20 protein-coding genes and 1 pseudogene are annotated in these 19622 nt (G+C 41.0%); 10 read left to right on the forward strand and 11 right to left on the reverse strand.

Features of this window, described 5'->3' with window-relative positions; genetic code table 11:
• Window positions 1-157: 157 nt before the first annotated feature.
• The 3 genes from hemC (at window position 158) to RMX98_RS33945 (ending at window position 4411) form a co-directional block, all read left to right on the forward strand.
• Window positions 158-1129, forward strand: coding sequence for a hydroxymethylbilane synthase (gene hemC / locus RMX98_RS33935; RefSeq protein WP_322675796.1), 972 nt, complete (start codon window positions 158-160; stop codon window positions 1127-1129).
• Between the two features lie 137 nt (window positions 1130-1266).
• Complete coding sequence (gene glgA, locus RMX98_RS33940; protein ID WP_322675797.1) at window positions 1267-2715, forward strand: glycogen synthase GlgA; 1449 nt, start codon at window positions 1267-1269, stop codon at window positions 2713-2715.
• A 595-nt stretch (window positions 2716-3310) separates the two neighbouring features.
• Window positions 3311-4411, forward strand: a complete 1101-nt coding sequence (locus tag RMX98_RS33945) for an acyltransferase (protein ID WP_322675798.1) — start codon at window positions 3311-3313, stop codon at window positions 4409-4411.
• A gap of 85 nt (window positions 4412-4496) precedes the next feature.
• Here RMX98_RS33945 and RMX98_RS33950 read toward each other — a convergent pair whose 3' ends face one another.
• The gene (locus RMX98_RS33950) at window positions 4497-5768 is read right to left on the reverse strand and encodes a HEAT repeat domain-containing protein (protein WP_322675799.1); all 1272 of its coding nucleotides are present in this window, start codon (window positions 5766-5768) and stop codon (window positions 4497-4499) included.
• 439 nt (window positions 5769-6207) lie between these two features.
• On the opposite strand from RMX98_RS33950, the gene RMX98_RS33955 reads away from it, so the two are divergent.
• The 4 genes from RMX98_RS33955 to RMX98_RS33970 all read left to right on the forward strand — a co-directional run bounded on the left by RMX98_RS33955 (window position 6208) and on the right by RMX98_RS33970 (window position 8984).
• Window positions 6208-6510: a hypothetical protein gene (locus tag RMX98_RS33955; protein ID WP_322675800.1), complete on the forward strand. Its 303-nt coding sequence runs from the start codon at window positions 6208-6210 to the stop codon at window positions 6508-6510.
• A gap of 97 nt (window positions 6511-6607) precedes the next feature.
• A complete protein-coding gene (locus RMX98_RS33960) occupies window positions 6608-7408 on the forward strand; it encodes a DUF1838 family protein (protein ID WP_322675801.1) in 801 nt (266 codons plus the stop codon).
• A gap of 395 nt (window positions 7409-7803) precedes the next feature.
• Window positions 7804-8043 carry a hypothetical protein gene (locus RMX98_RS33965; protein ID WP_322675802.1) on the forward strand — a complete coding sequence of 80 codons (240 nt, stop codon included), beginning with the start codon at window positions 7804-7806 and terminating at the stop codon, window positions 8041-8043.
• Between the two features lie 32 nt (window positions 8044-8075).
• Window positions 8076-8984, forward strand: coding sequence for a HEAT repeat domain-containing protein (locus RMX98_RS33970; protein WP_322675803.1), 909 nt, complete (start codon window positions 8076-8078; stop codon window positions 8982-8984).
• Window positions 8985-9089: 105 nt separating this feature from the next.
• Here the strand turns inward: RMX98_RS33970 and RMX98_RS33975 are convergent, their stop codons facing one another.
• From RMX98_RS33975 to RMX98_RS33990, 4 genes are all read right to left on the reverse strand, one after another.
• Window positions 9090-9698 carry a HEAT repeat domain-containing protein gene (locus tag RMX98_RS33975; RefSeq protein ID WP_322675804.1) on the reverse strand — a complete coding sequence of 203 codons (609 nt, stop codon included), beginning with the start codon at window positions 9696-9698 and terminating at the stop codon, window positions 9090-9092.
• Between the two features lie 193 nt (window positions 9699-9891).
• Window positions 9892-10386, reverse strand: coding sequence for a bleomycin hydrolase (locus tag RMX98_RS33980; protein ID WP_322675805.1), 495 nt, complete (start codon window positions 10384-10386; stop codon window positions 9892-9894).
• A gap of 86 nt (window positions 10387-10472) precedes the next feature.
• The gene (locus RMX98_RS33985; RefSeq protein WP_322675806.1) at window positions 10473-11030 is read right to left on the reverse strand and encodes a bleomycin hydrolase; all 558 of its coding nucleotides are present in this window, start codon (window positions 11028-11030) and stop codon (window positions 10473-10475) included.
• A gap of 278 nt (window positions 11031-11308) precedes the next feature.
• Complete coding sequence (locus tag RMX98_RS33990) at window positions 11309-11479, reverse strand: NblA/ycf18 family protein (RefSeq protein ID WP_322675807.1); 171 nt, start codon at window positions 11477-11479, stop codon at window positions 11309-11311.
• Window positions 11480-11773: 294 nt separating this feature from the next.
• Here RMX98_RS33990 and RMX98_RS33995 point away from each other — a divergent pair, with 294 nt between their 5' ends.
• The 3 genes from RMX98_RS33995 (at window position 11774) to RMX98_RS34005 (ending at window position 14227) form a co-directional block, all read left to right on the forward strand.
• Complete coding sequence (locus tag RMX98_RS33995; RefSeq protein ID WP_322675813.1) at window positions 11774-12379, forward strand: phycobiliprotein lyase; 606 nt, start codon at window positions 11774-11776, stop codon at window positions 12377-12379.
• Entirely contained in the window at window positions 12376-12921 is a 546-nt protein-coding gene (locus RMX98_RS34000) for a hypothetical protein (protein ID WP_322675808.1), read from the forward strand. The genes RMX98_RS33995 and RMX98_RS34000 overlap by 4 nt, the downstream gene beginning before the upstream one ends.
• A gap of 538 nt (window positions 12922-13459) precedes the next feature.
• Window positions 13460-14227, forward strand: a complete 768-nt coding sequence (locus tag RMX98_RS34005) for a phycobilisome rod-core linker polypeptide (RefSeq protein ID WP_322675809.1) — start codon at window positions 13460-13462, stop codon at window positions 14225-14227.
• Window positions 14228-14455: 228 nt separating this feature from the next.
• Here the strand turns inward: RMX98_RS34005 and RMX98_RS34010 are convergent, their stop codons facing one another.
• The 6 genes and pseudogenes from RMX98_RS34010 to RMX98_RS34035 form a co-directional block, all read right to left on the reverse strand.
• Window positions 14456-15373, reverse strand: coding sequence for an RluA family pseudouridine synthase (locus tag RMX98_RS34010; protein WP_322675814.1), 918 nt, complete (start codon window positions 15371-15373; stop codon window positions 14456-14458).
• 231 nt (window positions 15374-15604) lie between these two features.
• Window positions 15605-15955: a DUF952 domain-containing protein gene (locus tag RMX98_RS34015; RefSeq protein ID WP_322675815.1), complete on the reverse strand. Its 351-nt coding sequence runs from the start codon at window positions 15953-15955 to the stop codon at window positions 15605-15607.
• A 123-nt stretch (window positions 15956-16078) separates the two neighbouring features.
• Window positions 16079-16645 (reverse strand): annotated as a pseudogene (locus tag RMX98_RS34020) (HAD family hydrolase); the annotation flags it as partial.
• 248 nt (window positions 16646-16893) lie between these two features.
• Window positions 16894-17349 (reverse strand): nucleoside 2-deoxyribosyltransferase domain-containing protein, encoded by a 456-nt coding sequence (locus RMX98_RS34025; RefSeq protein WP_322675810.1) that lies wholly within the window; start codon window positions 17347-17349, stop codon window positions 16894-16896.
• 2 nt (window positions 17350-17351) lie between these two features.
• Window positions 17352-17861: a hypothetical protein gene (locus tag RMX98_RS34030; protein ID WP_322675811.1), complete on the reverse strand. Its 510-nt coding sequence runs from the start codon at window positions 17859-17861 to the stop codon at window positions 17352-17354.
• Between the two features lie 19 nt (window positions 17862-17880).
• Window positions 17881-19622: TIR domain-containing protein (locus RMX98_RS34035; RefSeq protein ID WP_409881412.1), on the reverse strand; the 1742-nt coding region annotated here is incomplete at its 5' end.

The following is a 19622-nucleotide window of genomic DNA, read 5'->3' on the forward strand; positions in this document are numbered from 1 at the left end:
GCCAAAATTAATTTGCTTGTTTGAAATTACTCAAACCAGGTTTTAGTAAAGAATTGTAATTCAAAATCCCAAATCCAAAACCCAAAATTCTTATGAGTCCCTGACTACGGTAGTCTAGATGAGAGTGAATTTATCGCCTCCTTTGATATATTGTTTTATGACTTCAGTTGTTTCTAGTCCCCCACGCACTATTCGGATCGGCTCACGCAAAAGCCAACTTGCTCTGGTTCAAACCTACTGGGTACAAGAGCAACTCCAGAAAGCCTTTCCCGATCTCACTTTTGAAGTCCACACCATGTCTACCCAAGGCGATAAAATCTTGGATGTAGCATTAGCTAAGATTGGCGATAAAGGACTTTTTACTAAAGAACTTGAACTCGGAATGATCAATCAGGAGATTGACTTTGCCGTTCATTCCCTCAAGGATTTGCCGACTCACTTACCAGAAGGGTTGACACTGGCAGCAATTACTGAACGAGAAAATCCAGCAGATGCATTAGTGGTGCATGAAAAGCACAAAGATAAACAAATTGATACATTGCCTGAAGGTGCAGTAATTGGTACATCTTCGCTGCGGCGGCTAGCACAGTTACGCCACCACTTTCCCCACTTTACATTTAAGGATGTCCGGGGAAACTTGATTACACGGTTGGCAAAACTGGATGCAGGTGAATATGATGCTCTGATTTTGGCAGCAGCAGGGTTAGAGAGATTGGGAATGGGCGATCGCGTTCATCAAATTCTCCCCAAAGAAATCTCCCTTCACGCCGTGGGACAAGGAGCCTTGGGTATAGAATGCCGTGCTGATGATAGTGAAGTGCTATCTCTACTCAAAGCGATTGAACATCCCGAAACACGCGATCGCTGTCTCGCTGAACGATCTTTTCTACGCTCTTTAGAAGGTGGCTGTCAAGTACCTATTGGTGTAAATACAGAAATATCTGGCGAAAACTTGACCTTAACAGGGATAGTCGCTAGTGTAGATGGTCAAAAGTTCGTAAAAGATACCGTCACCGGAATTGCCAATAACGCCGAAGCACTAGGCACAGAACTAGCAGAACTGTTGCGGCAACAGGGCGCGCAAGAAATTTTATCAGAAATTTTTGCGGTGATTCAGCGCGGTTCCTAAGCAATTGGGCAAGCCAATGTGATTAGATAAGAATTGATCGCCGTTGCACTAAATATGTGCCAGACGCGACAAGTCGCGTTGGTCGGGATTTCAAAAAGTTAATTTGACAATATAGACTCAGGGAAGCAAAAATTACCATGCGGATTCTATTTGTTGCAGCAGAGGCAGCACCAGTTGCGAAAGTAGGAGGAATGGGTGATGTTGTCGGGGCATTACCCAAAGTCCTGAGAGAAATGGGGCATGATGTGCGGATATTCTTGCCTTACTACGGCTTCCTGCCAGACAAAATGGAAATTCCCTATGAACCCATCTGGTGGGGAGATGCGATGTTCCAGCATTTTGCAGTATACGAAAGTGTTCTGCCTGGTACTGATGTTCCCTTGTACTTATTTGGACATCCGGCCTTCATGCCGCGCCGCATCTATTCTGGAGATGATGAAGATTGGCGGTTCACATTGTTTGCTAATGGTGCAGCAGAGTTCGCCTGGAATTACTGGAAGCCAGAAATTATCCATTGCCACGATTGGCATACGGGAATGATTCCTGTATGGATGCACCAAGATCCTGATATCACCACAGTGTTTACCATTCATAATCTGGCTTATCAAGGGCCGTGGCGTTGGTATTTAGAGAAAATTACTTGGTGTCCCTGGTATATGCAAGGACACAATACAATGGCGGCGGCAGTGCAATTTGCTAATAAGGTAAATACAGTTTCGCCCACCTATGCCGAGCAAATCAAGACATCTGCTTACGGTGAAACATTAGAAGGTTTGCTGTCTTTTATTAGCGGGAAATTATCTGGAATTATTAACGGTATTGATACCGAAGTTTATAACCCAGAGAATGATAAATACATTGAGCAAACCTTTACTGCTGATACTTTAGAAAAACGCAAAGCCAATAAAATTGCTTTGCAACAAGAACTAGGATTAGAAGTTAATTCTAAAGCCTTTTTTATTGGGATTGTCACCCGCTTAGTGGAACAAAAAGGCATTGATTTGATATTGCAAATCCTTGATCGCTTTCTATCTTATACAGATGCACAGTTTGTGTTGTTGGGGACAGGCGATCGCTATTATGAAACTCAGATGTGGCAATTAGCATCCCGCTTTCCCGGACGCATGGCAACTTACTTACTGTATAACGATGCCTTGTCTCGCCGGATCTACGCTGGTACTGATGCTTTTTTAATGCCCAGTCGCTTTGAACCATGCGGTATTAGCCAAATGATGGCTTTGCGCTACGGCTCTGTGCCCATTGTCCGCCGTACAGGTGGATTAGTTGACACCGTAAGCCATCACGACCCTGAAAATGGCACAGGTACGGGTTATTGCTTTGATCGCTATGAACCGCTAGACCTTTTCACCTGTATGATCCGGGCTTGGGAAGGCTTTCGTTTCAAACCACAATGGCAAGAACTGCAAAAACGGGGCATGAGTGAAGATTTTAGTTGGTATCAATCTGCTAAAGAATACGTGAAGTTATACAGGTCAATTTACGGTTTGCCAGAAGAAGAAGAGGAGGTAAAACAACCAGAGTTAGTCTTAAAAGAGGTAGAGGCAGTCACCAGTAGTAAGTCATAAACTGCTGTAGAGGTGTATAGATGTATGCACCTAATTTTGAGAACTCATGATAGCATTTTTCAGATTAGCTCAATATCTGAAAATGTTAATCATGAGTTTTTTGTTTCTGAAACCACAATCATTTATATTGCAAGCGATCGCTTGAGTCTATACAATTGCCCAGGGAGTCCATAATTACCTGTATATTTATTGACGCGACAGATGAAGTATATGGTAGTATACCTCAGTTGGTTAAAACCAAAGTGAATCGAATTAGCAAAGACGAGCTAGGTCAAACGATTCCGAACTACTTCCAATTTCTCAATCAGGATAAGTTGGTGGAAGTGTAGGACTAGTATTTGATTTCTGAAAAAACTCAATACAACTAGGAAGCCTTCTTTCCCCTTGCTTATTGCCTATTTACGCAAATCAGTTCAGAAATAAAATCGGATTCCTATAGCACGAAATCTCTATACCTTTGCCATCTAACAATATTACCTACTTCTATGTGTGCTAATTCTGAATTTGCTGCTGGTGGGAAAGTAAACACTCATAACGTTGATATTTACTCATTTGAATCATTTATTTAGTTTCTACAACTAACCCTATAAATGCTATGAACAAAAAATTAAATTTACTACAGGTATATCGCGGTATTGCTTCTATACTGGTAGTTTTGACCCACGGTAATATAATCCTTTCTCGTGAACTGCACCAAGATGATTTATTGCAGATATTTCATTTTGGTTGGATAGGCGTGGATTTTTTCTTCGTACTTAGCGGATTTATTATATTTTATATTCATCAATCTGATATAGGCAAACCGAATAAGTTGAAGTCTTTCATCTTTAAAAGATTTATCCGCGTATATCCACTATATTGGAGTATTTTAACTATAAAAATTTTAGTTTCTCTATTTAATACTAATAAAGATAGTATTTCTCAACGAAGTGCAGCCGAAATTATCAAGGCTATTTTGTTGCTACCTCAAGACCGTTCTATTCTAGAAAGAACTTTTATTGGTGTCAGTTGGACGCTGAGTTTTGAAGTTTTTTTCTACTGTATATTTGCTCTTTTAATATTTAAAAATACCAAAATTTCTCAGTCGCTCATTTTGGTTTGGATGATTGGCATAATTCTCAATCTTTTAAATTTATTACCAATTGGCGAAAACTTTTTGCTTACCTTTATATTTAACGAACGCAATTTAGAGTTTATGCTAGGTTGTTTAGCTGCATATACGATATCTAAATACCAATTTAAATTTGCAACATCATTGATTTACGTTTCAATTTTCCTATTAGTTGTATCAGCTATAAATACAAAATATAAAGAATTTAATGTTTCAGGCATCTCTCCATCATTAGCTTATGGTATCCCGTTTACACTTCTAATTATCGGGTCTGTTTATTTAGAAATATCAAAGACGGTAAATATACCAAAAATTCTAATTTACATAGGGGATGCATCTTATTCTATATATTTAACGCACGGTTTTTTCTTAAGTACTACAAGCAAAATTTTCACTAAATTTACAGACAAAATCAATCTTTCATCCCTAATTCCAAATCGCAACATATATTACAATGTTAGTGCATTTATAATTGTTCTAATAGCAATAGCTATGGGATGCGTAATCCATTCTTATTTGGAAAAACCATTAATTACAAATTTAAGAAAAAAGGTATTTTCTCAAAGAACTGAAACTGCTAAATAACATTAGTAATTAAGCGAGCATGAGATAATTTCTTACTCTGCCGATTTTGGATTGAAATAAAAATCTTAAATTGAATGATTCTTAACTATTGATTACTCGTCGCTTTTGCTCTAATTAACCAATCTCTATCATGAGCGCAAATTTCCCGACCGGAGAAGTCTCCTAAGCGGTCTAGCGCTAATAAACAAGCGTATTTTAAATCCCAAATTGGCGTATTTAGACAAATTTTGAGTTCAGCAATTGCTCGTGAATCACCCAATTCACCAAGAGCGATCGCACACGCAGCACGAGATTTTTGAAACTGGGGTTCGCGGTTGTGTAAGTTTTCTATTAATAAATCGTAAGCGGGAGCATATTTCAGCCAGCCAAAAAGTTTCATCACATGATAATGAGCGCCATAATCGTTATATGCTTTGTCCCCATAAGTTGCTAAAAGTGCTGCTGGTGCTTCTTGCGAATAGATATCCAGTAACGTTTTTGTCGCTAAATAACACCGTCCAAAATCGGTTTCATAAAGTTCATTAATCACAAAATTTAGAACAGGGGTAGCGTCATACTCATGTACTAAATCAAGGTCATTAGGATGGTCATAGAGTACTTGTTCTAAGTAAGGTTGAATCTCTGTAAAGGTGATTTCACCACTAGGAACGCCTGCATCCGAAAGTAACCGCAATCCTCGCAACCGGAACACCAAAGATACAGGACAACGGGCGATTTCTGGGATGGCTTTGTAATAGCGTGAATCAATCAGGTCTTGAATGCAACCGCGTCGCGCGTTGACGCTGGAACTTTGCAGTAGCGCCATCACCTCAGTAATTTGAGAGTAGTCGCCTGTAAAGCGACAAACTGTAGCGATCGCTGCACTACGGGTAGGTTCATCCTCAACTTGGGTAAATTTTCGTACTCGTTCTAGAGAAGGCTGATAATCAGCGTTAGCTAAAGTGTGAATAATGACTCGATATATTTGACCTGGTTTATCCAGCAGTTGCGCCACTTCTTCGAGTATTTCTGGATCTTTAGTCCCAATTTCTCCGATCGCCCACACGGTATTTTCAACAGTATAAATATCATCATCTTTAAGGCACTGCCGAATTATCGGTAAAGCTGATTCGGCCTGCAATCGCCCCAGACTTTCTACAGCTTTGCGTCGGACGATGCGGTGGTCTAATTTATCAGGGTTACTGGTTTCAATCGCCCGCACCAAAGCCGCGATCGATTGCTCGGTAGGGAAGTTAATTAGATGGGAAACAGCAATATACTTATCAGAAGCGTCTTCGAGTTGTTCTAATGGTGTATCGATAATTGCGATCGCTTGTTCTTCTGTTAGCCCAAACATTTTAAAAAAACGTTTATCCATTGATTTATAAAATGGCTCTTGGATAATTGCTCAGATGTCACGTTTACTATCGTACTAGGGACTGGGGACTGAGAAATAGTAGTAAGTGGCAAGAAAATTTACAAGAATGTAACGAAAAGTTAACCAGGTTGATGAGAGTTAAATTTAACGCGTTGCGTACTCTACTTTCCTTATACAGTTTGATTTGCAGTTTGTACCATTGATTTAGAATCTAGAAACTATAGGACTCATATTTGATTTTTGAAAAAAGTTGGTATCTTAATCTTCTGAAATCCTCTTGCCTATTGTAAGAGTGCCTATTGCGTACTAAGCCAAGTGATTTCAGTAATCAAACCGGATTACTATAGTGCGATCGTCTGAAAGAGAATAGCAATATTTTTGTATTAGCATAATAAAGGTAGCTGACAGGATAATTTGTAAAATTGGTGGAGATAATAATATGAACAACGATCCAAATGACCGAGATTTTGAACAACAATCTCAAAGAGCTAATTCTGAAGTTAGAGAGTTAGAAGCTTTACGGTCTGAATTACGCGAATTAAAAGAAGAGATTAAAAATAAACAACAAATTACAAGTGGCGACATAGCGCAAGGTGTAGCTGGAGGTATTATGAAAGTAATCTTTACTTTTGTTATACTGTACTTTGCTTTAACATTCATTGTTTTATTATTTACAGCATTTACAAGTATTCCTAAACACAAATTGCCTAATCCTTCGATTACCTCACCAGCATCTAAATAGAATGTAATTTAATAAAGAAATATTTTAAATTTAAAAGACTCGCTCACCGCTTTATATCTACGCAGCCATTTTAGGATGATAGGAAAATATAACATATATGAGTGATTATTTAGATGACTACGAATTTAACAACCTCGATTTTTACAGAAAAAATCATGGATTACAACTTTATTACAACTGGTCTGGGGAAATTTGGTGGCAAGAAACACCAGAAAAGGCAAAAGAAAAATTGTTTTCTATTATCGGGATGAATGCTACCAAAGTATTTATCAAGCCCGATCCTGAGTACGGCGAAGTCGGGTATCGCATCAATAGAGAGTTGGGTTTATTTTGTGATCCAGATACTCAAGAGATTCTGCACTTTTGGAAGTCACCAACAGCAACTCAACCAGTACCAGTAGTACATATTGCTAACCGTATTGTCCAAGGCTCAGTCAAACCAAAAAAATTTGTTATCCCAAAAGGCAGTGGATATATTACTTCTGTCATGGAAATTCCTTTAGAATACCCGCATCCCTTAGCAGGGGATAGCAAATATTTAGACTATTGTCCTGGAGAAAAGTTTGAGGGAGTTGAGTACTTTATCTCAAATACTTGCCGACCTGATGCAACTGAAGTCCCTCCTGCTAAATGGGCGAGGGACTGTCCTTGGTTGCCCTGGATGAAGTTAGGATATGCTCATCCAGCTAAATTGAGATTTGAAACTACAATATTTAGAGTAGATTCTTTTGAGCAGCTTCATCCTAGCTTGGTCAAGCTGGTAAGAGAAAAAGTACCAATTTATGAATTCACGCCAACGGAAAGTAATGAGCCGAATGTGACGAGCATTCAATACTTTAAGAAAAACTTTGAGTCCTACTTGCAAGGAGATATTTTCCCACTGGAGGAAACTTATTGAGCGGCAATAGGTAATAGGCAATAGGCAATAGGCAATAGGCAATAGGCAATAAGCCTTTTTGAGTTGTACTGAATTTTTTCACGCAATCAAATATGAGTCCTATATGACAACCTGCGCCTACGCACTTGCAATCAAAAAAGCCTAAAAGACTTATCCCAACTGTAGTAAGATTCGAGTTTTGAAGATTTACGTCAAAAAGCTTTACCAGTGGTAACTCGATCTGAGAAGATCAAAATATATGCATTTGTCAACTATTAGTTAGTTGCCTCTTGCCAATTGTACAATTTTATGCAATAGCTAAGTACTGGTATTTAGCGAGTAACCAGATACAAACATTTTTTGGAACACTGACCACAAATCATTCATATAAACACACATTTAAGGAAACAAAACTTATGGATGAAACCTCAGAATTCACAACAACCAATAACATCACTGCTCAAGATGTCGCAGAAGTGATTGCAGAACTTGAGCAATATCGGGAACGTCTAGTTCAAGAAACTACAGAAACAGCAAAACGGGCTAAGTTGATGAGGGTAAATGTTATGGCAAAACTGGAGCCTGAGCTTGCCAAGATTGATTCTGCTCTCCAAGAACTCCGTAATCAACAGGCTGCCCTTAGTGTCAGCAACTAATAATCCATCTTGATAATTTAGCTAAAGATTATATGCTCAACTCCGAAACTCAATCCTGGGCGGATTCGTTGAATCTGTCCCATGCAGAAACTGATGCTTTGTTTGCAGCAGTGAGTGAGCAATTAGGCTTAAACACCTTCAACTCCGATGACCAAGAGCTACTAAAGCGGATGGTTGAGAGTATGGGGGACTCACGGGGGATGGTTAGGTTGAGTTTTGCAGAGGCGCTGGGTAAAATCGGTAAACCAGCGACCCCTTTATTAATGGAAGCTGTGGCAAATCATCCAAACCCAGTTGTGCGGAGAGCCAGCGCCAAAACTCTGACACTGATTGCCGATCCGATCGCAGTTCCCACTTTGGTTAATGCCCTGTTAAATGATGAAGATACGGTAGTCAAAACCTCGTCGGTGGGGGGGCTTGCCAAAATAGGTGAGGCTGCTGTGCCAGCGTTGCTGAAAATCTTAGCGTCAACCGAGTATCCAGAAAGTGCCAAAGGACATGCAGTATGGGCGTTGGGATTTATTGGGGCAGAGGCGAAGGAACATTTATATCGAGAGATTAACTCAGACTCGGCTGAAGTTCGGGCTGCGGTGGTAGGTGCGATCGCTAAAATTGCTGAAGAAGGCACTGAAGAAGGAGCATTTAATATTTTAGTTAACGCCCTCACCGATCCATCTGAAATTGTCCGGTGTGAAGCTGCTGCTGCTTTGGGCAGTCTCACCTATCAACCAGCAATTCCTAACCTAATCGAGTTACTGCATCATCCCGATTGGGATACTCGAAAAGCAGCAGCTTTGGCATTGATGAAAATTGGCGATCGCACTGCTTTAGAACCACTGCAAGCCGCATTAACCCAGGAAAAAGAAGCAGGGGTTCAGGCAGTGATCGAGTTGGCAATTTCTCAAATTGAGAGACAGTTAGAGGAAGATGCTTGGGAATAGGGCGATGGAGATTACTTCAAGGTGACACCCAGTCTGTTCATCATCTAAACGTATCCGTTCTATTGGGGGTGATAAAAGTAGTTGCATTTCAGAGCGATCGCTTCGCTATGCTCTTTTGTAGTTAATCACCTGATCCAATCGAGGCAAAGCACTCACTGCTGACTCTCGAATATATGGATCGACGGATTCATCATTTGTCAATGCCCTCAACACTTCCACGCCTCGGATATCACCCATCGAACCAAGTGCATTGACGATTGCTACAGCCAGTGCAACATTATCTATTGTTTTCAAAGCCTCCGCCAAAATCTCAAAGGCAGGAGAACCAATTTCACCCAGCGCCATCACGGATGCAATATAAACAACAGGATTTTGGTCATTGAGCGCTGTTTTCAATCCCTGTAAGCCCTGATCTGGAAAAGGAACATCAGGATGACTAGCAGCAACTTGTGCCAGAGCCTTAGCACAACTACCCCGAATAGTTGCATTATCATTATTGATTAAAGACTCTACCAGTAACGGTACAGCATCTGTACCAATAGCACCCAGTGCCTTTACCGCAGCTCGACGGTAGGTAACATTTTCCTCATCCAAAAGACCCATTAGCCGAGAAATCGTATTTTCATCACGAACATCAGCCAATTCCCATATAGCTCGTTCCCGCAGGTTGGGGTTGGGATGTTTCAACTGTTCAAATAGAGAATCTATTGTCATAAAAGAAAATTTCCCTGTTTCAATCCCCCAAGTTCAATCATGAATTACGTTAGCAAATCCGCGAACGTCATTACAAATTAGTAACAACTGAGGGACTCTTGGTCAGTCACTCAACCAGATACAGGCAAAGCAACAGACTGAGAGTCCCTAAGTTTTAGAGTATGACTATCGCTTGTCTAGCCAATCCGTGTTATTAAGACAGGGAGTTGATTACATAGTCAAGGAGAGTGCGGAACTCAACCAACGCTTGAGGAGACAAGTCGCGAGGAGAGCAAGCGCGATCGCGAGTGTAAGTCAACGCGGTAACATAAGGAGCTGTAGGCAGATTTAAAGAGCGATACACTTCACGAGCACCTGCAATACCCCACTCATCTAAAGGCCCAGTACCGCCCACAACTAAGCTGTAGTTAATCAAGCGTAAGTAGTGCTTGATGTCGCGGAGGCACTTGTCTTTTTTAACTTGAGTGTCGCCAGCTTCACCTTCTTGGCTCAGGTAAGGATATTTCTTGAAGGCAGCATCATAACCTTCCTTAGCTACAGCATCGATACCAGAAGCCAACTTTTCAGCAGCTTCTAAACGGGCACTAGCACGCTGAATGCTACCTTGAACTGATTCTAGATCGGAACTGGTTGGGAAACGACCTGCTGCATCAGCAGATCCAATAACCGTAGTGATAACTGATTTCATCGCTTTTTATACTCCAGATTAGATTTGATCGAGTTTTGTATTTCAGTTGGCTTGAGTAATAGGCTTTAGCCGTTAAAGATTAGCAATTAGCTCAAAGCAGAAATAACGCGATCGAAGTAGCTAGCAGCTTCAGCAGCTAAAGCAGAGCAGTCGCCTTGAGGAGTTTCTAGTTTGCGGAATCTTTTGCCAGCGTTAGCTTCAGTGTTGGTGTTGGTGATGTGAGCGACGCTGATCGCCTTCAGGATTTGGAAAGCGCGTACAGAAGAACTGGTAGGTACGCCCAAAGCTGTGTAGGTTTCTTTCAGACCGTTCAAAGCCCGATCGTCCAATACGGAAGAATCACCAGCCAACAGCGCATAAGTTACGTAGCGCAGAACGATTTCAGCATCACGCAGACAAGCAGCCATCCGGCGAGTGGGGTACAAGTTACCACCAGATTGAATCAAACCTGTGTTTTCACAAGCAATTCCAGCAATGGCATCAGAAACTGCACAGCTAGCGTTGCTGGCGATCGCATTCACAGCATCAAGGCGCTTGTTGCCTTCAGCAATGAAAGACTTAAGGGCTGCTAAGTCAGCACCACCGATAGGAGCGGTTTTGGCATCAGCCGCAATTACAGCTCTAGAAAAAGCATCAAGAACCATGAGTTCTCCTTAATATTCACAAATGGCGGATATTATTTTTGGCATGTTCTCGATCAGATTAACTGCGAGTAGCCAAACAAAAACATAGGGGATTAATAGTACCCTAGTCTTTACTATGAGAGACAAAGTAATAATCTGTAATATTTACCTCTTATTTGCCTTTTCCGATCAAAAAATCAAAATTTAGCCGAAATTGGGCAAAAAATTAAGACTTACGCATTTTCATGGAACTTTGCCATTGCGTAAGTCTTAAGGAAAAAATCTTGTTTTTTATTGCATCAAGCTTGTTTTAGCAGATGTTTAACTAAATTATCTTTCACCATCATCTGCCGTAAAACTTCTAGTAAAAACTCTTGAGCCTCTTGTTGACTCAAATTTTTTACCTGCTCTTTCAAATTTTGTAAGCGAAACTGTTGTTCTAAAGTTAATTCTACTGGAAAATCCATCATTCACTCCTGTGATTGACTGCACCGAAGGGTATTTGTTGTTAGTGGAAGACGATCGCTTTATATGTAGTTTAGCACTTGGATATTAAAATGTCTACATTGTCAAGCTATGCGAAATCAGAATCATAAAAGTTTACAATCACATAACAACATGTCTGTCTCTCGCTTTCTAGGGTATTTATTGAAGCTGGCCACTAATCGCTGTAATGTTTAGAATGTTTATATACCAACAACTTTAAAAAGAAAAAGCAAGATAAACATCATCCGCAGGAGCAATAAGTAGGAGTCAGAAGATTGATAGACGCAATGGAATTTTTCCAGCTAAGTGCTGGTAAGTGGCGATCACAACGTGCAACTCATCATCTGGCGTTCAAGCGCTCAGAGACGGGAGAATCAGATATAGAAGTAGAAACTCTGGAGGCCGATCATCCCGAAATCATCGAACTATGCCAATATCATGAGATTGACCCCAGCCTTTCAATAGGTGGGTCGCGTGTGCGCTGGCTAGGCACAATGGCTTGGGATAGAGAAGGTGAAGAGAATCATCAGGGGAAAACCATATTTGCGATCGTGCCTGATAGCGATAACCCAAGACAAGGCAAATTACTCCGCGAAAGAGGTTACGCCGAAATAGTGCCTGTAGTCGGTCTTTTCCACATGGATGATGAAGATGGACTAGTGCTGACAACCGAATACGAAACAATGAGTTCCATAGAGCGATTCTGGTTCGCCAGCCCAAATATGCGAATGCGAACCAGTACAGTTAAACGGTTTGGCGGTTTTAGCACAGCATCATTTTGTACGGAAACCCGCATTGATGCTTCTGGTGAGGTTTCAAGCACAGAAGAACTTGGGCAAAATGTTCTGGAAAAAAGACAGTTTTATTCAGTTTTAGGGTGGTGAATTATCTCAAGCAGAGTGATGCTTTTACTCGTGGGCAAGATTATCTACGTCGAGTCCAGCAATTTGCCCTAGAGCCAGGTATGGTAGATGTGTTCGATAACTTGCGCGATCGCATCTCCATTTGCACTTGGATCGGCGAGAATATTAACATCGTAAACGCTCAGATCAACGCCTATCTAGAAGTTTGTCATGAGTGCTTTCATCCCCAAGAGCGTCGCCACATCCAAATTTTTGCAGTTCCCATAGCTCAATCCTTTGGCATAGACGGGCTGTGCAACATTCTCACAAACCCAATCACTATTTTGGTAGATGTGGGTCGAGTTGCACCTAAAGACTGGTTTGGTGTAGTTGTCCATGAATACGCCCATGCCCATCTACGAGACTTTGGACATAATGAGCAGTTTGCTAGCATCCTATCTCATCTATGTTTAGGACTGGGATTGGAACCACCTTACTGGGAGGCAGGAATGGAAGCAACATTGCGTAGCTGGCCTCACTGCAAATCAACTATAGATCCCTTGGAATTTTGGATAGGTGGCTGAAGCAGGTAGGAGCATAGGGAATGGTTTTTTCAATGTTCCATTCCCAATTTCCCAATTCACCATTAATTTCTCTTACTACATGTTAAAAATTATTGCTTCAATTCCAAAAGGTGAAACTCAATCTCCTAATCTAAAATATGTGAACAAAGTTTTTTATTCACTTAACTTTTAGTCATTAAGCTGGAAGCTCCATTCCCTTTATTAGACATCTTGCAAAAGTAACTTTTGCCTTGATGTTGGGGTGCATGTGAAAGGTTACTGGGTGAAAATTCCATCCTTTCCCCTTTACCCCCGCCCCTTATCCCCAGAGGGGGCCCCACCTTCCCCTTTACCCCACAATGCACCCCACAATGCCAAGAAGTCTATTGATTAGCTATGGGTTCAATCCAGCAGGCTAATCATTTTTCCTACGAATACTGAAAATCACCCTTAGTTAAGTTTCGTGAAATTTTATCAGAATCTGAAGTTCTGATACAACTACTCCCTTAATATGTGATTAAAAGTTGTTAACTTTAATTAAGAACATGGAGGCTTTAGAGTGCCACTTCCTCTGTTAGAATATGAACCTTCAAGTCAAAATCAGCGTGTAGCTGGATACGAAGTGCCGGGTGATGAACAACCCAGGATTTTCACTACAGACAATATACTTTCTCCGTCAGATTTAGGCGACCTGATCGAAGCAGCATATCGTCAAATTTTCTTTTATGCCTTTGCTGCCGATCGCGAAACATATTTAGAGTCTCAACTCCGTAATGGACAAATTACAGTACGAGACTTTATTCGTGGGTTGGTACTTTCTAATACCTTTAAGAAAAGCTTCTACGACCTCAACAATAATTATCGCTTTGTTGAGCAAGTAATCCAGCGAGTTCTAGGACGCGATCCATACAGCGAACGGGAAAAAATCGCCTGGTCAATTGTAGTCGCTACCAAGGGTATTGTAGGCTTTATTGATCAAGTACTAAACAGTGAAGAGTACCTGAGCAATTTTGGATACTCTACAGTGCCTTATCAGCGCCGTCGGATACTGCCATCCCAATCAGAGGGTGAGTTGCCGTTCAACATCAAATCTCCACGATACGAAGATTACCACCGTGCCAAACTGGGTTTCCCCCAAATCATTTGGCAGGTCGAAGTACGCAGATTCCTTCCACAAGAGCAAAAGCCCAAGGCTGGCGATCCAGCTTTATTCTTGTCTATGGCACAAAGTGTCAATGCAACTGGCAATGCGCCACAAAGAATCTCGCCATACAACATCGATATCGAAAAGTCTGTACCTTATCGGCAACTCTCAGGAATTAAATAACAATTTTTGGTCAACGGCTGGCTAGTACATCCCTTTGATCATTTTATAGCGTGCATAAGTCTTGGGTTATGTAGGAGTTTTATTTAGATATAACTAAGTGAAACAGACTCTATCCCATGTCTAATGCACGCTAATTGTTAATGGGTATGGGGGATTGGGGATTGGATATGGTTTTATCTCAATGCATAATGTCTGTGAAACGGTTCTGCTTTCAGGCGTGGGATGAGGTTAAAGTGTAGTTCGTCTTTTTAGCATCTCCAAAAGTTTTGTAAAGTGGGCGGGAGGAGTAGCTGTCACCTCAATTAACTCTCCAGAAAGAGGATGCTGCAATTTTAGTCGCCAAGCGTGGAGTGCTTGACCAGGCAAATTTACCCCGACTGAATGACCAGAACTATAAACTTGGTCGCCGACAATTGGATGACCCATTTTAGTGCTGTGGACGCGGATTTGATGGGTACGTCCAGTTTCTAATTGAAAGTGAATTAAAGTGAAATTACCAAGACGTTCTAGTACTTGCCAATGAGTGACGGCGACTCGTCCGCCTTGTTCAATCGGTATAATCGCCATTTTCTTGCGGTCTTGGGGATGGCGACCAATGGGTAAGTCGATAGTGCCACTTTCAGTTTTTGGCGCACCGTAAACTACGCCTAAGTATTCTCGCCGTGCAGTTTTAGCTTTGAGTTGTGCTTGTAAGTGACGATGGGCAATGTCTGTTTTAGCGATCGCGATCGCTCCTGTTGTATCCTTATCCAATCGATGGACAATTCCCGGACGTTGGACTCCGCCAATTCCTGGTAAATTGGGACAGTGAGCCAACAGTGCATTTACCAAAGTACCATCTGGATGACCGGGCGCAGGATGAACAACTAAGCCTGCGGGTTTGTTGAGAATAAGTAATTGGTCATCTTCGTAGAGAATATCTAAGGGGATATCTTCTGCTTGCAGTTCTAGGGGTTGAACTTCTGGTATATCAAGAGTGATGCGATCGCCTACCTTGACATTGATCTTCTTAGATGTACAAACTTGATCGTTAAGTTGGACATTACCCTGTTCGATTAACTGTTGGATGCGGGAACGGGATAAGTCTGGTAATTCTTGGGAAAGGTAACGGTCGAGGCGATCGCCTTTGGTGTTGACACAGTGTATCGTACTCTTAAGGGGAAGCAAGCTAGGTAAAGCATCCTCCAGTGGAGTTGATAAGCGTTCGCCCTTGGCGTTGGCAAAGCCATCGCTATTTTCTTGGATTTGTAAATTAAATTCGGTCACAATTGCTCTAGATTGATTCCCCTTCTTTAAGTAAAGCGCGGAATGCCTTTAATTTAGTGGTTATAAATCGCCTCTACTCAGGTAAAACCCACAGAGGTGGGTTTCATAACCTTATTCTAAATCTATAACTTCTTGCGGCAAGTCAAATAAACCATCTTTTCCAGCTTCAAAATCAATCACCTGATACACAGCATCAGTATTTAATTCACCATAAATATGAGGAAATAATTCTCCTATTTCAGCAGGTTCATAGCGAATTTCAGACCGGACTTTATCAGAATCAATAAAAAGTAGTACCAATTCTTTTTGATTCTCAAAAAATCTTTTTGCAACTTTGAGTATTTGCGTTGATTTTGAACAGTGGATAAAACCTTCACTGTCTAAAGAATCAGCGCGATATGTACCGAGATTTTTTGCTTGTTCCCATTGTTGGCGTTTAGTAATGTGGAGAATGGTGTTCATAGAAAATCTAGGAATTGCTGCGGATGATAATATTTTCAGAAAATCTTCTAAGTTTGTAAAGTCTTTAATTACTTTGGTAGCGCCTACATTTGTTAATTTATGATCACCGATTCCTAGAAAAGCAATACTCAACTGATAAGCTGCTTTGACATCCCAAACACCATCACCGACAAAAATAACTTTCTGGAATTTTTCAACTTGATAAACATTCTTCGCTTTTATAATAGCTGTTTTAATAATATCTTCTCGTGACAGTGCATCATTAGCTGAAGCCCACGGAATACCTTCTATTGGTAAGTTAGCTTTTTGAAGTTTTAATTTAGCAGACTCACCCCACCCACCAGTTGCGATCGCAACACAGCAATTAGGGTCTAGCTGTAATTTAGCTAATACATTTGCAGAACCAGGGATTTCGCTAAATAAATCTTGGTTATTAATATACGCTTTCTGGAGTAGACTAACAAAACGCGCTTTGAGTCTAACTAACTCTTCATCTGAAGGAAGGCGTTCTAATTTTTCTTGGAAAATTTGCTGGGTAATACCAGAATCTGTGGTGTACGCGTATTCAGCCCAATTTGTATTTATACCAAAAATTCCAAATTCCAATGCGAAAGCACGTACAAAACAATTTTCATCAATTTTGTTGGTATTGGTCAGTGTACCATCAATATCAAAAATTACTAATTGCATATAGCGATCGCTCAACAAAATTATTGTTTAAAATCTCATATTCAGACGCTTAAATATAAAGTTTTTCTTTGAGTTGTTGAGCTTTTTTGTAAGATTAACATTTGATAAATTCGGCGAAATCCGAATGTATGGCGAACATAAATCAGTTATGTAGCGGCGTTAGGCTAAGGCTTTGACACACCCTAATTAAGATTTACGATATAAATGGTTTTTCAGAATTGAGTGAATCAGTGCGATCGCTATTTAATTTATGGGGAATTTGCCGTATATAACATCACTTGGCTAGCTAATTCTTCTAAAGAATAGACAATATTAATATCAGGACGTACTAGAGATGTTTGTATCTCTACGTCTTGTCTTCTAGAGTACTGGGGATGAATGCCAACAAATATAGGTTTATTTGTCATCGACCATGCACCCAGTTCATAAAGTACGATAGGGCAGATACTTTCTTGGGGAAACCAAAAGAGAATAGCTTGCGCTAGTCGTAGATGTTTGTGTTCCCATTCAATTTGTTTTCTGGATGCATTGGGGTCTTTAATTGGAAAATTAGCACGACGGGGATTTAAAATTGTCCAAGATAAAGGTTTTAACAACTGTAAAATCTCTGTTTGCCAATCAGGGCAATTACTAATACCCCCAGCGCAAAATATTGCTTGATTTTTACCGTCAAACTCTTCTGGAGATTCAATGTATTTATTCATATTTAAAAGTAATAATCTACGCCAGCAATAATTGCAAGTGCCACAGCATATTGTTCTAAATCTTGTCTGAGCAATTCTAGCTCACTTCTGAATTGAGCTTCTTTTTCCCAATTTTGTTCGTGTTTCTTGGGACTGACATTGGAAGAACGTTCTGCTTCCCAGGCTTGTAATAAAGGATGCCATTTGGATAAAACCGGACGCAATCCTCGGTTAAGGACAGCGATCGCAATTCCTCCGACTGACTCACGAGATCCACCGATATCGGGCCCTGCATCTTTGAGGATTTGTCGGGTAGTACTAAACAGACTGTGTAAGGATGAAAGTGCTTCTCGTGATAATCCTTGGTCTTGTTCGGAATCCAGAGGTTGGATGGCAATGCGGGTAACAAGTTCTACATACAGCGACCAAGCCGCCTTACGTTCTGTAGAGTCGGGTTCCCATTCTGTCCCACCAATACCAAAGGGAAGATTAACAGATACTTTCTTTAATTTTGCTGGATTTGGTTTGGGCATCGGTAGATTCCTAAGTTGATTATTCGCAATTGAGCGACTTGATATCTATAATTGCTTCTATTAACCGTTCTAAAGGTTCCTTTTCATCAACATTGTCAACAAAACGTACCCAATTTAATTCCTTGAGAAACAGTAGCCTTGGATCGTTAGGGATCTCAGTAACACCCGGTAATAAAACTGGAATCAAAGGCAAATCTTCGTTAACAAATCGACTGTTAAGCGATCGCAACTCTTGTAGTTGCCATTTTCCCAAACCATTAAGACTAATAAAGATAGCAGCTGATTTAGCTTGCTGGATTCCTTCTTGTATAGCATCTTGAAAGCTCTTTCCGGCAAGAATCTCCTGTTTATCCAGCCAGGGATTCAAACCTCGCTGTCGCAGTTGGTTGGCGATCGCTTCTATTAAAGGTTTGTCTTTACTATTGTGAGATAAGAAGACATCAAAATCATTGGTAGCAACTTTGCCTTGAATAATGGAAGTAGCTGTGTCAATCTCGCGCTGCTTATCAGCCGCTTTATCCATCTGCGGAATAATCACAGTCCGATCTGCTGTCAGGCGTTCCTCACCATCTAGTAAGGAAATACGAGTGCCGCAGACATTACAATCAATCCAGTTAAAATCGCGCTTTCGCCTGCCTGTCGCCTGTAATTCAGTAACTGGTGTCTCGCAGTCTGAACAAACAAAAATGCGGCGACGACGGATACTTTCTGGCAAAGCTCGCCGCTTCAGGTGAGTATGCACATACTCTTCAAAAACCAGCCTTGTCTCCTCACTCGTTCTTGGCTTAAAAAAGAGGGTTAACTCCGCTTTTCCTTCATCAGTATGGCGCAGCCAGATGCCACACTCACCAACCTTGGCCGTGAACATAGCAGCATTTTTCCACATTTCTTTGCGTTTAAAAATTTCGCTGCGAGACAAACGTACAGCTAAGGTTGTGTATACATTTAATACAGCCCCTTCAAACTCAAAAATCACCGCTTTGCCTTCTGGATCGGGAGCTTCTGGCCATTCGCGGGTGAACTGAGAGGGAAAAACCAGCAATGGCGCAGCTTCAGTTTGCACTCGCAAAGCAATTTCACGAGTCAATAATTCTTCTACTGTGGAAATTAGCAGCAATCTCTCCTTTTCTCTATCTGCCATGCGTTCATCTTCTGACATCCGAAACCGCCCCATGAGTACGTCTTCTTCGACAATACAACCCATACCCTCTGGTTCATCTTTGGCGGCGTTTACAATAGCTGAGGCGTAAGCATCCAATACTTCTGGTTGCAAAAGAATCAGATCGCCAAAGCTGAGTCTACGGATTAAATCTCGCGACTCCACTAACCGAATGCAAGTTTCAAACTTGTCTTGCACTTCTTTAGAATCAGCAAGAGCATTATTGCTTTGCAAGAAGGCGCGGTACAAGTCATCCACTTGACATAACAGCCTTTTTGATTTCTTTTCTTGAATTAAGAAAACTTTGATTTTCTGAAATAGTTCTGTAGAAATTACCTTTGGCAATTGCTCCCAGTCAATAGCGTTGCGAATGGCTGTAGCTAGTTCCTTAATTTGCAATCCTTCTTTGGCACTAGTCTCAAAGTAACCATCAAAACCAAGTTCGCTAACTAAAGCATTGATGCGTGCCTTAGTAACACCAATGCTACCCCGGTCTGCACGGGCGGATACTAAAAATTTTTTCAGAGCGATCGCAGAATTACCTGGCAAGTTTTGTGCTTGTTGTAAAGCACGGTTCCAATAATATACTCCGGCAAAGGGTT

It is taken from the genome of Nostoc sp. DedQUE02, from assembly GCF_034531035.1.
Lineage (GTDB): Bacteria > Cyanobacteriota > Cyanobacteriia > Cyanobacteriales > Nostocaceae > Nostoc.

What these genes read in the sequence shown, in the direction of transcription:
- hemC (WP_322675796.1), top strand. Translation starts at nt 158, where the DNA reads ATGACTTCAGTTGTTTCTAGTCCCCCACGCACTATTCGGATCGGCTCA.
- glgA (WP_322675797.1), top strand. Translation starts at nt 1,267, where the DNA reads ATGCGGATTCTATTTGTTGCAGCAGAGGCAGCACCAGTTGCGAAAGTA.
- RMX98_RS33945 (WP_322675798.1), top strand. Translation starts at nt 3,311, where the DNA reads ATGAACAAAAAATTAAATTTACTACAGGTATATCGCGGTATTGCTTCT.
- RMX98_RS33950 (WP_322675799.1), bottom strand. Translation starts at nt 5,768, where the DNA reads ATGGATAAACGTTTTTTTAAAATGTTTGGGCTAACAGAAGAACAAGCG.
- RMX98_RS33955 (WP_322675800.1), top strand. Translation starts at nt 6,208, where the DNA reads ATGAACAACGATCCAAATGACCGAGATTTTGAACAACAATCTCAAAGA.
- RMX98_RS33960 (WP_322675801.1), top strand. Translation starts at nt 6,608, where the DNA reads ATGAGTGATTATTTAGATGACTACGAATTTAACAACCTCGATTTTTAC.
- RMX98_RS33965 (WP_322675802.1), top strand. Translation starts at nt 7,804, where the DNA reads ATGGATGAAACCTCAGAATTCACAACAACCAATAACATCACTGCTCAA.
- RMX98_RS33970 (WP_322675803.1), top strand. Translation starts at nt 8,076, where the DNA reads ATGCTCAACTCCGAAACTCAATCCTGGGCGGATTCGTTGAATCTGTCC.
- RMX98_RS33975 (WP_322675804.1), bottom strand. Translation starts at nt 9,698, where the DNA reads ATGACAATAGATTCTCTATTTGAACAGTTGAAACATCCCAACCCCAAC.
- RMX98_RS33980 (WP_322675805.1), bottom strand. Translation starts at nt 10,386, where the DNA reads ATGAAATCAGTTATCACTACGGTTATTGGATCTGCTGATGCAGCAGGT.
- RMX98_RS33985 (WP_322675806.1), bottom strand. Translation starts at nt 11,030, where the DNA reads ATGGTTCTTGATGCTTTTTCTAGAGCTGTAATTGCGGCTGATGCCAAA.
- RMX98_RS33990 (WP_322675807.1), bottom strand. Translation starts at nt 11,479, where the DNA reads ATGATGGATTTTCCAGTAGAATTAACTTTAGAACAACAGTTTCGCTTA.
- RMX98_RS34015 (WP_322675815.1), bottom strand. Translation starts at nt 15,955, where the DNA reads ATGAACACCATTCTCCACATTACTAAACGCCAACAATGGGAACAAGCA.
- RMX98_RS34025 (WP_322675810.1), bottom strand. Translation starts at nt 17,349, where the DNA reads ATGAATAAATACATTGAATCTCCAGAAGAGTTTGACGGTAAAAATCAA.
- RMX98_RS34030 (WP_322675811.1), bottom strand. Translation starts at nt 17,861, where the DNA reads ATGCCCAAACCAAATCCAGCAAAATTAAAGAAAGTATCTGTTAATCTT.